Source organism: Paenibacillus sp. FSL R5-0345 (assembly GCF_000758585.1).
Lineage (GTDB): Bacteria > Bacillota > Bacilli > Paenibacillales > Paenibacillaceae > Paenibacillus_AQ.
Genome location: NZ_CP009281.1, coordinates 226113 through 241043, shown reverse-complemented (window position 1 = coordinate 241043; position 14931 = coordinate 226113). Strand labels below are relative to the sequence as shown.

At 43.4% G+C, this 14931-nt stretch carries 9 protein-coding genes and 1 tRNA gene; 1 reads left to right on the top strand and 9 read right to left on the bottom strand.

From position 1 onward, the window contains the following. Nucleotides 1-91: 91 nt before the first annotated feature. The 3 genes from R50345_RS01140 to R50345_RS01130 form a co-directional block, all read right to left on the bottom strand. A tRNA-Leu gene (locus R50345_RS01140) sits at nucleotides 92-175 on the bottom strand. A 139-nt stretch (nucleotides 176-314) separates the two neighbouring features. Further along, nucleotides 315-4736, bottom strand: coding sequence for a bifunctional 2',3'-cyclic-nucleotide 2'-phosphodiesterase/3'-nucleotidase (locus R50345_RS01135; RefSeq protein ID WP_042123386.1), 4422 nt, complete (start codon nucleotides 4734-4736; stop codon nucleotides 315-317). Between the two features lie 263 nt (nucleotides 4737-4999). After that, a complete protein-coding gene (locus R50345_RS01130; protein WP_042123383.1) occupies nucleotides 5000-5377 on the bottom strand; it encodes a hypothetical protein in 378 nt (125 codons plus the stop codon). A gap of 286 nt (nucleotides 5378-5663) precedes the next feature. Between R50345_RS01130 and R50345_RS01125 the strand changes: the two genes are divergently transcribed. Continuing rightward, a complete protein-coding gene (locus R50345_RS01125; RefSeq protein WP_042123381.1) occupies nucleotides 5664-6080 on the top strand; it encodes an LSm family protein in 417 nt (138 codons plus the stop codon). Nucleotides 6081-6117: 37 nt separating this feature from the next. Here the strand turns inward: R50345_RS01125 and R50345_RS01120 are convergent, their stop codons facing one another. From R50345_RS01120 to R50345_RS01095, 6 genes are all read right to left on the bottom strand, one after another. Further along, nucleotides 6118-7032, bottom strand: coding sequence for a polysaccharide deacetylase family protein (locus tag R50345_RS01120; protein ID WP_042123379.1), 915 nt, complete (start codon nucleotides 7030-7032; stop codon nucleotides 6118-6120). Continuing rightward, nucleotides 7004-8326 carry an MFS transporter gene (locus R50345_RS01115; protein ID WP_042123377.1) on the bottom strand — a complete coding sequence of 441 codons (1323 nt, stop codon included), beginning with the start codon at nucleotides 8324-8326 and terminating at the stop codon, nucleotides 7004-7006. Before R50345_RS01115 ends, R50345_RS01120 begins: the two co-directional genes overlap by 29 nt. Nucleotides 8327-8510: 184 nt before the next feature. Next, complete coding sequence (locus tag R50345_RS01110) at nucleotides 8511-9068, bottom strand: DUF1854 domain-containing protein (protein WP_081953965.1); 558 nt, start codon at nucleotides 9066-9068, stop codon at nucleotides 8511-8513. Beyond that, the gene (locus tag R50345_RS01105) at nucleotides 9061-11256 is read right to left on the bottom strand and encodes an ABC transporter ATP-binding protein (RefSeq protein WP_156114703.1); all 2196 of its coding nucleotides are present in this window, start codon (nucleotides 11254-11256) and stop codon (nucleotides 9061-9063) included. Before R50345_RS01105 ends, R50345_RS01110 begins: the two co-directional genes overlap by 8 nt. 160 nt (nucleotides 11257-11416) lie before the next feature. Next, a complete protein-coding gene (locus R50345_RS01100) occupies nucleotides 11417-13798 on the bottom strand; it encodes a phosphoketolase family protein (RefSeq protein ID WP_197069731.1) in 2382 nt (793 codons plus the stop codon). A gap of 293 nt (nucleotides 13799-14091) precedes the next feature. Continuing rightward, nucleotides 14092-14814 carry a GntR family transcriptional regulator gene (locus R50345_RS01095; protein ID WP_042123374.1) on the bottom strand — a complete coding sequence of 241 codons (723 nt, stop codon included), beginning with the start codon at nucleotides 14812-14814 and terminating at the stop codon, nucleotides 14092-14094. Between the last annotated feature and the right edge of the window lie 117 nt (nucleotides 14815-14931).

The window sequence follows — 14931 nt, the reverse complement described above, 5'->3', positions numbered from 1 at the left end:
TCCAAACTTGAAATATCCTTATAAATAAAAAAAAGGCTCTTCAGGTTGAAGAGCAATTCAAAAGTACAGCTAGTTTATATGCACTTAGGTATGCGGTCGAGAGGACTCGAACCTCCACGGGGATTAACCCACACGGACCTGAACCGTGCGCGTCTGCCAATTCCGCCACGACCGCACAAAATATAAAAGAAACATGCAGTGCAGAACTAAATTATCATATATTAGCACAAAGGGCAATACCTAATGTAAAAAGAAAAAGTGTACCGAGTCCCTATTTGGGATCATCGATACACTTTTTCAGAAGAACTATCGGGTTATGAAGCTTGTTCAAGCATACGGTAGATAATGACTGCCGCTTGAGCACGGTTAGCTATGCCCTTAGGTGCAAATTTGCCACCTTCAACACCGTTAACGATCCCCAATTGGGTCAGTTGTGCTATAGCGTCCTGAGCGTAAGGAGCAATACTGGACTTGTCTGCAAACTTGCCCAGCGCTGCATTCTTATCAATCGGCTGTAGTTTATCCTTCAATGCATTAGCAATCATAATAGCCATCTCTTCTCGGGTCACTTGACGACCCGGTTCGAACTTACCATCACCAGACCCTTGTACAATCCCGGCCTTCACCGCAATAGCGATAGAATCCGTGTACCAAACTCCTTGTTTAACATCGCTGAATGAACTGGTTGTTGCCGAACCCGTCAGATTCAGTGCGCGTACCAGCATTGTAATAAACTCTGCTCTAGTCACTGTTTTGGTTGGCGCAAAACTATTTGCGTCCAATCCTTTTATAATGCCCTTAGCAGCCAATGCTTGAACAGCTTCTTGCGCCCATACTACCTTACCCAGATCTTTGAAGTTTGCTGCTGGAGCAGTAGTTGGTGCTGGCGTTGCTGTTGGTGCTGTTGTTGGTGCTGGTGTTGCTGTTGGTGCTGTTGTTGGTGCCGTTGTTGGTGCCGTTGTTGGTGCCGTTGTTGGTGCCGTTGTTGGTGCCGTTGTTGGTGCTGTTGTTGGTGCTGTTGTTGGTGCTGTTGTTGGTGCCGTTGTTGGTGCTGTTGTTGGTACCGTTGTTGGCGTTGGTGTTGCCGTTGGACTAGGTGTCGGCGTTGGAGTTACTTCCTTCAAATTGTTAACAATCCGACCTTCAACAGCTGCTTTAATCTCTTTTCTATCAAACGTGCTCACAATATAGTCGTAGAATACGTCCAAATCAATAGGTCCAGCCAATGAATCACTAGCTTGAGTCAGAACCTTGTAGTTATCCCCGCCCGCAGCCATAAAGTTATTCACTACAGCCGTATATTTCTGTGTAGGATTAATTGGTGTTCCATTAGTTAGCGTAAGCTTGGCAATGCGATCTGCTACCGGAAGATACATATTCGCTGTATATTTCAGTCCAGAAATTTGCAGCGTTTTGATATCGGGTGTTCCATCAGCCTTTACATTCCATTGCTGTTGCAGCAACGTTTTGATTTGCGCTCCAGTCAGCGTCAGCTTCACAAGCGTATTGCCGAATGGCTGAATTTTCGCCAGATCGCCGAAGGTTACAGGGCCTTTTGGAAGATCCGCACGGATACCACCCGGATTCATAAAGGCGAAATCAGCAGCCTTAGCGCCATCGCCGAAATCAGCAGTACGCATAGCGTCAGCGATCAGGTTACCAAGTGCAGCCTCATTGTTGTAAGCATCGGTACGAGTGATAGTTCCGTTTGTTGTACCCACTGGTTGAGTAAGTTCAGGATGCTTCTCAAGGTAAGTATTAACCAGTGCCACACTTTCCGGATCCGGTGTTACGCCGTCATGGAAGGTGGAGGTCACTACAGCAGACTTCTCCTTCACATGACCTGTTTTAGGATCAATGATCAGCTTAATATCTTCAAATGCTGTACCGTAAGAGTAGGCTTGTACAATCAACTTACCGTTTACTGTTCCGTTTGCCAGCGCATGGTTATCACCAGCAACAATAACGTCAACAGGGGAATTTGCAGGAAGTGCGTTGGCTAGATCAGCTGCCTCACCTGTAGTTACCCCGTCTTTAGTAGAAGCTGGATCATGCGCAAGCACGATAATCGTCTCTACGCCTTTAGCTTGAAGCTCCTTCGCATATTTCTCAACAGCCGCTACTTCCTCCTCAGGTGTGAGGAAATATACGCCAGCGGTACCGGAAGGTGAAACTTTGCCTGGTGTAGCCTTCGTTACCAGACCAATAAATCCGATCTTCACACCGCCCACTTCTTTAATTACATAAGGTTTAATGATCGGCTCGCGGGTTGTCGCATCTACCGCATTGGCATTAACATAGTCAAAATTGGTACCCTTGTGGGTAACATTGCCGTCCTTAGGATCCACACCGCCATAAAGCTGCGTCATCAGTGCATCGACACCTTGGTCAAATTCATGGTTACCCAGGGAACCTACATCAAATCCCATCATGTTCATCCACTCAATCGTCGGCTCATCGCGTTCAAGCGAGGATACCGGAGCAGATGCACCTACGGAATCTCCGTTATGAAAGAGCAGAGCATTGTCGTATTTAGCCCGTGCTTCTTTTAGGTAAGTTGCAAGAATAGCAGCCGTTCCCACATTCTTGTTACTTACTGTAGAAACTGTATCCAGTTGGCCGTGGAAATCATTGATTCCCAGAAGGTGAACTTCTACATCCTTAACCGGGAGAGCCAATTTATAAATACTAAATCCCTTAATATCTTTTGCACCAGTATCCGTAATGTTGGCTGGCGTAACTTTTGCCGCTTCTGGTGAAGAAGTAAAGGTGATATTCACATCGTCCGAGATAGGGGCCAAAGACCAGTTCCCATCCGCAGAAGGATCAATGGTACCTACTTCTCTGATGTAGTCCATGAGGATCTGGCGATTCTCATCTTGTGAATCCACCAACATCTCTGAACCTTTCACACCCGGGAAATTGCCCCCGCCACTTGCGCGGTAGTTGTTAGTCACAACAATGAAATCTTGGTTCTGATCCAAAGTTTTACCTTTATACGTAATTTGCTTCACACGACTGGATGAAGCATTCTTAATTGTACCGTTAGGATTATATTTCGCAGGCTTAGTTACATCAATAGTGTACTTAATACCATCAATAATATCGAAGTTATAAACCGCAAAATCTCCATTTAGCAAGCTTTGTGGAGCCGTGCTCTTCTCATCGATGGTATTAAACGCACCCGCACTCATTTCAACCCATTCCTTAACAACAGAGCCTTTAACTTTAATAGCTTTTAGCGTGTTGTCATACAGGTACAAGTCACTTGCACTGCGGATAGTCAACGGACCTTTTTCAATACTCGTGTACTCCGAAGGGCCGTTACGTCCAGCCTTAAAAGGAGCACCTACACTGAGAATCGGAAGATTTTTATACTGTGGAAGGTTGTTTTCAATATACTTCTCCACATACCACTTCTGGGCATTGGTCACAATTTGCACGGTAGGATCGTCCTGAACCATTGCAAAATAGCTGTTCATCGGAGCAGTAGTAACGCCTAGCTCTTGACCTGTATAGTCAATAGTAGCTTGGTGATCTGCTGCCACAGCAGCATCAACAACAGCATCCGGTTTAGCATTGGCTATGGAGCGGGTCGAAGCTTTAGAGTTCTTTTTATCGACTGTCCATTTGCCGTCTTCCTGCACCAGATTAAGATCAATCAGACCCAAGTAACCCCCGCCATAACCTGCTTGCACAGCTGGAGTACCATTAATGTGGCCATAAACATTATCAACAACAGATTGAGGACTATTATACGGCTGTCCTGTTAATGGATCCTTGAAAGAAGCATCAAGGGAAGCATTATCGCCTGTCGGAAACACCTTGTGAGTGTGCGAGAAGGTAATTGCATCAATACCATCAACTTTACTTAACAGATTGATAGCATTTTCTGCATCAGTACCCGCAACTGCAGTTGCATCGAAGCCGGTATGCGCCATTGCTACGATAACATCGGCTCCCTCGTTCTTCATGGCAGGAATAAATTTCGCTGCAGTTTCTGCAATATCCTTAGCAATAACTCGACCTTCCAGATTAACCTTGTCCCACTCCATGATTTGAGGGGTCACAAGGCCTAGTATACCAACCTTAACTACCTGAGGTTGATCATCACTGTCCATTATTGTTTTTTTGATAATGACATAAGGGTCGAAAGCATTTTTGTCATTGTCTGGATTACCATCTTTATCATCAATATATATATTGGCATTTACATAAGGGAAATCAGCACCAGTCAATGGATTATTACTATAGCCTTTAATAGTACGATTTAAGAATTCCAGCCCATAGTTAAATTCATGATTACCAAAAGTGGCAACATCATATTCCATAATATTCATAGCCGCAATCATAGGGTGTAGCTTGGTCTCTGATTCCATCAGTTTACTTTCGTTTGCAATGTAAGTCCCCAGTGGTGTACCTTGAATCAGATCCCCGTTATCGAGTAGAAGATTATTAAGAGGATATTCGCTTCTAGCATAAGTAACTAACGTAGCTGTTCGATCGAGCCCTACAGTTGTAGAGGCCGCATTCTTAAAGTAGTCCCAGCCGTAGACATTGGTGTGCACGTCTGTGGTACTCATTAACCGGAGCTTGGCTGTAGCTGAGGATGCTGCTTCAGCTTTGTCTGTACCCCAAGTCGCACCCAAACCAATTCCTCCAAACACCTGCAAAGAAAGCACTGCAGTTGCCAGTACAGAAGCGAGTGGCTTGTTCCATCGTGTCTTCCATCCCATAAATTATAAGTCCTCCCTATCATTTTTACATAGTTTCTGTGATATTATATCACACAGATGTAACGAAAAAGCATAGTATTGTAAAATCAATTTAAAACTATGTTAAATTTATTAACGTGTGAAGAAAGACCTAAGTCATGTTTTAATTTAATAGATCAAGAGTCTCTAGACATACAAAAAAACACATCTTATACAGATGCGTCCTAAAATAATCACTAATTTAAAGTCTAGATGCGTCGAATCCTGGTCTCATGATATCTTTCTCAAGACCCACGTATGATAGCTGTAAGCCCAAAACAAATAGCAGTGACTAAAGATAAAGGTGTCATCACAAGCCTTTCTTTTTTACTGTCCGATAATAAATTCATAACGGTATTGAGAATTAAATAGACTGCGAAAAAATAACATACGCCTCTATCAAACGGTAAACCAATTGAAATCACATGACCTGCCTGCAGCAAGTACAAGATTGCAAGCAGTTGTATGACTACTGAAACTGCACATGCCACCCGCATCTGTGAAGGCATGATTCTATGTTTGCCTCCCATCGCAAATTCACCATAAGGTAATCCCAATGTTAGTAGTATGTAAAAAACCGCTGCTCCCGCAAAAATAAAACTTCCAATCCATGCCGATAACATCCTTCCACCCCCATGCTAATTGGTATTCGGGTTTTATAAGCGGAAGAACACCTTTTTTTTCCTTTTAATCTATCTATTGTCCTCTTTCAAGCCATTCCCTCAAATATAAGATCCCAAATGAAAATCGATGACCTTAGCATTGTCCCAGTCTGAGATGGATATTTATGTACAGCCTCTCTTCATCAATTTTTTGGACTTTCTTTTCCAATTTATGATGAACCAGCACAAGCAACACCAGAATATCTGAGTAATATAGAATTAAATAGACCAATGAGGTGATCCACGTATGTCAAACAGAGCAAAGATTCGCAAGCGAGCTGAACAGCTCAAGGGTAGACCCGTGTGTGTTACGCTTCATGATGGACGCACGTATGTAGGATGGATAACTGGCCTCGATAAGGATGGATTGACCCTGTCCAAACCACGTAAAAATAAAAGTAAAAATAGAAAGTCAAAAAGACACACTCACTCCCGCCAGAAGGCGAATGTATCTGGACTCATGCCGTTATTTGGCTCACTGTTCGGAATGGGAGGAGGAGCTGCGGGGGCTGCCGAGGCTGCAGGTTCAGGCGCTTCAGGATTCGGTAGAATTATGGGCTTCGTAGGGATGATCCAAAGAACAATGCCGGTTGTGAAAATGGGCTACAATATGATTAAATCGATTTCCCCATTCTTGAATGGACTGAAGGGTTTAATGGGATAGTCAAAAGACACCCCTCAAGGTGTCTTTTTATTTATCCTCATGAACTTATCAGATTCTTCAAAAGCCTTCCCGCAGATTTTACCCGTGGGCGCTTTAAATGCTCCTGTACATAGCGATAGTCCGTCAATTCAACATTAGCATCACGAATCGCATAGGTAAAATCATCATCAAAAGGTAGATGGTATTCCCAGACTCGCTTCTCCCAATGTGGTATATTTGCAAGCATCCACTGATCGTCTATTCCGGGATGAATATAGGTTTCACTAACACCATCAGGTAGCGAATACATCTTGGCGATAATGGATTGTTTGAAGCTATCGTACGTCTCACCCTCTTCCACACCAAAAGGATGCGACAACAAGTAATCAGGAATCGGGACTCCAAATGTATCGGCCAGCCCGGATCCAAGTGCAACAGGACGTTCAATATTTTTCAGCGATCCCAGAAGAGGATCTTCTGCATGGATGTATCGGAAGAATCTTGACGGCAACCCCCAGCGCGAAATTCTCCACAGCGTCTGCGGTAGCAAACTGCGTCCCGTTTCCATGCCATATAAGCTACCCATATGATTGTCTACATGACTAATCACTATTCCTGCTTGCTTCACTCGCTCGTACTGCGCAACAATCTCCTTCAGCACAGCTTTTGTCTGCGCCCCCTGCTCGAACTCTTTTACCGTCTTATACTGATGTCCACTCTCGTCGTGCAGAGAAGAATCCCCCGTCAGGCTACTCCAGCGTAAAGCCTCGAACTCACTAGTCAACGTCAAATGAAGGCCCACATTTTGTTGTTGCCTACGGCTACACCATGCAGCAGCCTCCTCGAATCCAGGAGCTACTGCCATAATCGTCGTTGAGGATACCTTCTGCTCTTCTAATAGATGCATAATGGCCTGATTCATGGCAGGGCTTTGCCCAAAATCATCACAATTGATGATTAATCTTCTGCTCATAGTCAGCATCACCTCTCATTTGCCCCGTAAATGTAAATTTAATTGTAAAAGATATGACAACAGATATAGCTAGCAGACATAACGGTACCACACTTATTAAATACCGGAACGTCGCTTCCGGATCAGACCCTGGATCATCGCCACCCTTATAACCAAAGATCATCCCTACAATAAAAAAGGCCAGTGCCGAGATTAATCCGCTTGAACGAGTGATGAATCCGCTTACTGCAGTATAGATACCCTCTCTTCTCAGCCCTGTCTTCTCTGCATCTTCATCAATGATTTTGCCACCTACGATCGCCGGGGTTACTAGAAACCCTGCTAGTCCGAAGCCGACAACAATGCCAGCGGCCACACCACTCACGAGATCATACCCGAACCATAGCGGAATGACAGATAAAGCATATAGGATAAGCGATAGCCGCCATGCCTTGACCCCATCCATCTTACGAATAATCCAATACCACACGAACACTAATGGAATGACTGAGACAAAGACAGCCGCGAGCATAATAGACACCTGTGCTTCTGAAATATGTAGAACATATTTTGCATAAAAGGGAATCATCGAGCTTACAAGTCCATTAACCGTTTGGGCAAAAGAGTTCGAAATATTAAACACCCAGAACTTCTTATTCCGTATCGTCTCCCGAAAAGCAGGAATGAGCTTCAAAGGTTCGGTCTTAGTAGTCTCTTTCTTCTCTTGGACATTCATCATACATAAGAACATAAACACACCGAAGACACAGGCATACACAATAGCCATATTAGAGAAGTTAATTGCTGCGAAAAGGATTGGCGTTAGAGCCGTACCGATTAACAGAGCAACCACTTGATAGCCTTGCTGAATCGCCGAGGCTTTTGCCCGAATACGATCTCCACGGAAGAGCTCCGGAAGCAGTGCGCCATAGTTCACCCACAAGACCGTAGCGACAGCCTCATAGAAAATAAGCGTCACTAGAAACCAAGTGAAGAGTCCATTCTCGGATAAACCGCCAGGAGGAGAGAATACCAGCACAAACGCCAGCATAAACAGCGGAATCGAGCCGAACACCCAGGGTCTACGCCGACCATAGCGGGTATTTGTGCGGTCTGACCAGTATCCAAACAGCGGATTATTCACCGCATCCCAGATCAGAAAGATTGTTCTGGCCAGTGTAGCAAGTCCAATGCCCAAGCCCAATTTCTCCACATAAAAATAACTGTAAAAAGAACTAAAAGCCTGACTGGGAACCATCATCGCAAACATCCCTAAAGCAAAGGTGTACGGCGAGTTCATCCATTTATGCTTCACTCACATACCTCCCATATAGTAATCATCTAGTTGTAATATATTACCACATATACTGGGAGTTTAGTGACAAATTTGCTTCAATCCAATGCGTTTCCTCATCACAAAAGGAGGGATAACCTCGGATGTTTACACCGATCAAAAAAGTGCTCAGTAGTATAAACTACCAAGCACTTTCCTTCTTCCACTATAAAACGTCTTTCAGCTTGTTCCGACTCTGAGCATCCAAAGTGGAATAATCACGAATTTCGCATCTTTTTCCGTTAACGTCAGTCAGAATGATTCGATGAAGGCTTGGGTATTGCATATGCTCATGCAGGTTACGCATCACGATACGGGTCTGACCCAGATTCGTCTGCAGCTCCCAAATCCACATATCTGCCTTCTGTTTGATGGAATCAATTCGGGTCACAACCGGTAAAAAGTATCGCAGCTGCAATTCTTTGTCCACTTCCCCGCGACTTTCCTCATCCAGCTGATCAATGTCACGAATGACACCGATCTCCTCACTCTTAGAGTTACGTACAGAAATATACTGGGTGTTGTATTGAAAAGGAAAGATACGAAAAAGAATTAGTTCTTCATAAACCTTACCTTCCACTACGCCTTGAAATACCCCGCCTTGACTACGACTAAAGGAGATCGCACCCGGTTCGAAAATATTAATTTCATAGGGATCTTTATCTTTATCTTTATCTTTATCTTTAGCATTCGATTGACCACTGACGCTGATTGGATCACTCATGCACTTCTACCCCCTTGATCTGGGACATTTCTTTCTGTGCTTCGACCAGTTTGAAGTAAGCCCCTTCTACTGCTAGCAATTCTTCATGCGTACCCACCTCAATAATCTTGCCGCGTTCCAGCACGACGAGCCGATTGGCATTTCTTAAAGTGGACAAGCGATGAGCAATGGCGAATGTCGTTCTGCCTTTGACCAGACGCGAAATCGCTTCTTGAATTTGCCGCTCAGTCACTGTATCCACTGAAGCCGTTGCTTCGTCCAGAATTAGAATCCGCGGATCGTGAATTATTGCTCGGGCAATAGACACTCGCTGCTTCTCCCCTCCGGATAACTTATGCCCACGTTCTCCTACCCTTGTGTCATAGCCATCAGGTAGCTGAACGATGAAGTCATGTGCATTGGCAATTTTAGCAGCACGCATAATTTCTAGCTCTGTGGCGTCCGGTTTAGAATAAGCGATATTCTCAGCAATCGTGCCGTCAAACAGGAATGTCTCCTGCAGCACTACACCGATCTGGCTCCGCAGGTCAGACTGACTAATATTACGGATATCCACCCCATCGATGGTGATAGTCCCCTCGTCTGTGTCATAGAATCGGCAAATCATGTTGATGAAGGTCGACTTCCCAGCACCTGAATGCCCAACCAGACCGATCATTTCTCCTGCACCCACTTTTAAATCCACGTTCTTGAGCACAGGATGATGCTTTTCGTATCCATAAGTGACCTGTTTAAACTCTACCTCACCACTGACACGACCAATATCCGCTGGGTTCGTAGTATCAGGCACATCGGATGGTGTATCCATAATTTCGAATACCCGATCGGCTGCCGAAATCGCATGACTGGCCCAATTGATCATTTGACTTACCCACTGCAAAGGTCCGAGGAGCATTCCCAGGTAAGTAACCAAAGCGATTAGTGTACCAATGGATAATTGCCCATCAAGCACCGTTCTGCCGCCATAATACCAAATTAACAGCGTACCTACACCAGCAACTAATGCAAAGGCGGGAAACATTCCCTGCCACAAGCCTTCAATCCGGATGTTGTGCCGCACCAATTCCTTATTAGCGACAGTATAACGTGACATTTCTGTAGTTTCCTGTCCAAATGCTTTAACTACACGAATGCCCTGCAAAGAATCGCCTACCAAAGCATTTAGTCTGAAAATAGATCTCCACTGCTGATACCAACGTCTACCAATCATTGGCCATAATACAGTCGATAGTACGACCATGAGCGGCATAGGCAGCATGGCTAGCAGTGTTAGCTTCCAATCCATACTAAACATAATCGCGAAGATTGCGATTACCCTCAAGGATTCGCCAGAGACCCATATCACACCATCTGTCATGAATTGCCGCATCGCCTCAGAGTCATTATTGACCCGTCCAATGAATTGCGAAGACTGTCTTCGATCGAAGAAAGATAACGACAATTTCATCAAGGAATGATACACATCATGACGCAGATCACCCATAATTTTGGAACCAATCCATACCCCGATAAGCCCACGTACAGTCTGCATTAGCGTAACCACCAGAGATGTGGCAGCAAGCCCAATGACTATCCATAGAAGCGTTGAGCCCATGTCCTTTTTTGTTAACACGTTATCAACAATCATCTTCGTCAAAAAAGGTGGAACAAGCTCTACCAATGTAGTGAAAATCAACATAATCGCTGCTGCGATCATTTGGATTTTATACGGCTTAGCGTAACTTAGCATCCGAAACAGAACCTTGCCATTACTTTTACATACCGGACAAGCTTGAGAATCGTCCGGAAGCGGATTGCGGCACTTTGGGCAATGTCTTGGAAATTCTTTTTCAGAAGCCGTTGGCCGCTCCTCCCCTTTAGCTACAGCAGCAATTAATTTAGACGCAAATCCAAATATAGAAGTAAGTGATGCGGTATAACGTATAAGAATCATTGGACCCTCTTTAGTATCGACAAGCAACGAACCGCCGCCTACCCCGCCTACAACTCGGGAATCGGTTATGCTCGAAACAAATAGCTTCGACACCAATTTCCCATCCGTCCCCCAAACGGAAAGCTCCTTCTCAGTCAATACAAGCCACTGCTCACCGAATTGTCCATCTTTCATTAAATCAGATACAAAGTGAAATAACGGTTGTTCCGTAAGCTGCATTTCTATAGACTTGGGAAGTTTATCAATATGTGGCATACATTTCTCCCCTTTCATTATCCATCCTATTTACTCACATATATTTACAGTGGTAAAGATGAAAGAATGACTATAATTGTTTTATATAGTTACTTGGACAACACAAAAAAGACACCCCTAAGGGTGTCTTTTTCATTACTTCCTATGGTACTGGCTATGCTTATTTCAATGGCTTCCATACCCAGTTCTCTACTTCTGGCAGATCAATACCTTCTTCACGAATGAACTGGTGATGTTTCTTCACGATAGCGTCCATTTCATCTGCGATGGCTTTATGCTTATCCCCATCAGGCAAGCTCAGCACAACTTCCTTCGCTAGATCAAAACGGTCCATTTGATTCAAGACACGCATATCGAAAGGTGTTGTGATATCACCATTCTCACGGTACCCGTGTACGTGAAGGTTATGGTTATGACGATCAAAGAACAAGTCTTTAATCAGACCTTCATACCCGTGGAAGGCGAAAATAACCGGTTTGTCCTTTGTGAAAAATTGATCAAACTCTTCGTCAGATAAACCACGAGGATCTAATTTTTGACTTCTCAGTCTCAATAAGTCCACCACATTGATATATCTAATCTTAAGTGCTGGAAGTTTCTCATGCAGGATAGAGATTGCCGCTAAGCTTTCAATAGTTGGTTCTGTACCAGCAGAAGCAATAACAACATCCGGCTCTCCACCTTGATCGGTGCTTGCCCAGTCAATGATCTTCAAGCCTTTTTCAACCAGCTCCTGTGCTTCATCTGCATTAAACCATTGCGGACGCGGATGTTTGGATGAAACGATCAGGTTGATTTTTTGACGGTCATTTAAGACGGTGTCAAAGACAGCCAGCAAGGAGTTCGCATCGGCAGGTAAATACTCACGGATAAATTCAGGCTTCTTATCAGCCAAGTGACCTAACAGACCTGGATCTTGGTGAGTATAACCATTGTGGTCTTGTTGGAATACAGTTGAAGTTGCCACCACATTTAAGGATGGGATATCTGCACGCCAGCTTTGATCTGTTGCTTTACGCAGCCATTTAAAATGCTGAGTAATCATAGAATCAACTACACGCAAGAAAGCTTCATAACTCGCAAAGAAACCGTGACGTCCAGTCAAAACATATCCTTCAAGTAAGCCTTCTGCTTGATGTTCAGACAATTGAGAATCAATTACACGTCCATAAGATGAGAGGAACTCATCATTTGGTTCTTTAATTTGATCCAGCCATTGTCGTTTAGTTACTTCAAAGACAGGTCCCAGACGGTTGGACATCGTTTCATCCGGTCCGAAAATTCTAAAGTTACGGTTCTCTTCATTAAGGGAGATTACATCTTTCATGTATTTACCCAGCACAGCCATATCTTGTGCAATAACTTGGCCTGGCACAGCATTATCAAGTGCAAAGTTACGATAATCTGGCAATTTCAAATCTTTAATGAGGTTACCGGCGTTGGTAACAGGATTCATTCCCATACGTCGGTCGCCTGTAGGCAGAATCTCAGCAATTTCAGCTTTCAAACGGCCATTGTCGTCAAATAATTCTTCCGGTCTATAGCTATTTAACCACTCCAGTAACGCTGGTGCGTGTTTCATATTTTTTTGGTCCACTGGAATTGGCACCTGATGGGCGCGGAATGAATTTTCATTTGGTACACCGTCCCATTGCTTTGGACCTGTCCATCCCTTAGGAGAGCGGAAGACCAGCATTGGCCAAACCGGACGAGTAAGATCATTGTTCTCACGTGCATTCTTTTGAATCGCTTCAATTCTTTCTACGATAGTATCCAGCACCTTTGCCATTTCTGGATGCATAAGATCAGGATTTTCACCTTCAACAAAGAACGGTTCCCAACCCATCCCTTTAAAGTATGCGGTAATTTCTTCTTTTGATTGACGGGATAGGATCGTTGGATTACTGATTTTGAAACCATTCAAGTGTAAGATCGGCAGAACCGCACCATCAGTAACCGGGTTGATGAATCTGTTGGAGAACCATGAAGCAGCTAGTGGTCCAGTTTCAGCCTCGCCATCACCAATCACAACAGCCGAAATCAGATCCGGATTATCCAATATGGCACCGACACCGTGAGAAAGAGAATAACCCAACTCGCCGCCTTCATGGATAGAACCAGGTGTTTCTGGGGCGGCATGAGAAGCAATGCCCCCTGGGAATGAGAATTGTTTGAACAATTTCTTCATCCCTGGAATATCTTGCGTGATTTCCGGATAAATTTCCGTGTAACTACCGTCCAGATAAGAATTTGAAACCATAACCTGACCACCATGACCAGGCCCCTCAATATAGAACATGTTCAAGTCATATTTAGTAATGACCCTATTCAAATGGGCATAAATAAAATTTTGGCCAGGAATGGTTCCCCAGTGTCCGATAGGCTTAATTTTTACATCTGCATCCTTCAACGGTTCCTTTAACAACGGATTATCTTTTAAGTACAGTTGACCTACGGATATGTAGTTCGTCGCACGCCAATAGGCATCCAGCTTTTCTAAATAAGTTTTTGATGAGTAATCAACATCCATGGATAATACCATTTCTTCCACTCCCCAAAATTTTTTATGTTTTTTTCAGTACCGTATTACTTCCACAAATACATCATACCGCCGCGCAAAATTAATTCAACCTTTTAAACAAATGATACGGTCCAATTATGTGAAAATATGAACATAGTATGAAAAACGGAGTAAATTCACTGTAAAAAAGCTTGTATATTTTAATATTTGTAAAAATATAGGAACTATTTTCGAAGAGATCATGCTGGAGGACTTAACTCTATTTTGTTCAAAACAAAAAAAATAAGACCGAGAAAAATTCCCCAGTCTTACTTTTAGTCAACCGATACAAAGGTATTAAATTTTAAGAATTTGTAGTGGAATCGCATGTGCGAAAATTCAAAAGGCGTGCCATTATCCAAGAAGAAAATCCCCTCCATAATGCTAACAGGCTCATTCTTCTCTAAATTCAGCAGTTCTTGATCATTGGAATCCGACGGCTCTGCAGATATGGATAAAAAAGATTTGGTAACCGCTAAATTGCGCGAGTCCTCCAAATAATTAAAAATAGATCCTTCGATAATCGTCTGATTCAAATTTTGTACGATTTTTATGGGGATATACCCTGTTTCAATCATAAAGGGTTCATCTTCAAAGAGACGAAGTCGAACGATTTTGTAAACAAAGTCATGAGGCCCTAAAAACAAATCCCGCTGTAACTCTTCTGTTGGTGGGATAACCTCAAATTTCAATACTTTGATTTTAGGTTTCTTGCCATGCATATGAAAATTGTCGGTGACCCCTAAATTAGAGCCTTCGTAATTAAAAATAGATTCATTTTTTATGTATAACGGGTTAATAAAGGTTCCTGAACCACGTTTTTTAAAAATAATGCCGGCATTCGCCATTTTAGTCAGAGCACTTTTAATGGAACTCCGACTCACTTGATAAGTCTCACTGAGACTCCGTTCATCCGGTAATTTCATATCAGGAAACTGCCCAGCAAAGATTTTCATTTTTAGATCATCAATAATTTGCTTGTAGACAAACTGTGTCATGAAGTACTCCTTTTAAGGTTAATACATGTTTATTTCACTCTTTACTATAACATAATAACTAAGCAGTTTATACGATTGCACTCATGACTTATTAATCAACCGGATGGATCGGATTGT

Coding starts and splice junctions, on each gene's coding strand:
- R50345_RS01105 (WP_156114703.1), bottom strand. CDS start 11,256: ATGCCACATATTGATAAACTTCCCAAGTCTATAGAAATGCAGCTTACG.
- R50345_RS01130 (WP_042123383.1), bottom strand. CDS start 5,377: ATGTTATCGGCATGGATTGGAAGTTTTATTTTTGCGGGAGCAGCGGTT.
- R50345_RS01095 (WP_042123374.1), bottom strand. CDS start 14,814: ATGACACAGTTTGTCTACAAGCAAATTATTGATGATCTAAAAATGAAA.
- R50345_RS01135 (WP_042123386.1), bottom strand. CDS start 4,736: ATGGGATGGAAGACACGATGGAACAAGCCACTCGCTTCTGTACTGGCA.
- R50345_RS01120 (WP_042123379.1), bottom strand. CDS start 7,032: ATGAGCAGAAGATTAATCATCAATTGTGATGATTTTGGGCAAAGCCCT.
- R50345_RS01100 (WP_197069731.1), bottom strand. CDS start 13,798: ATGGTATTATCCATGGATGTTGATTACTCATCAAAAACTTATTTAGAA.
- R50345_RS01125 (WP_042123381.1), top strand. CDS start 5,664: ATGTCAAACAGAGCAAAGATTCGCAAGCGAGCTGAACAGCTCAAGGGT.
- R50345_RS01110 (WP_081953965.1), bottom strand. CDS start 9,068: ATGAGTGATCCAATCAGCGTCAGTGGTCAATCGAATGCTAAAGATAAA.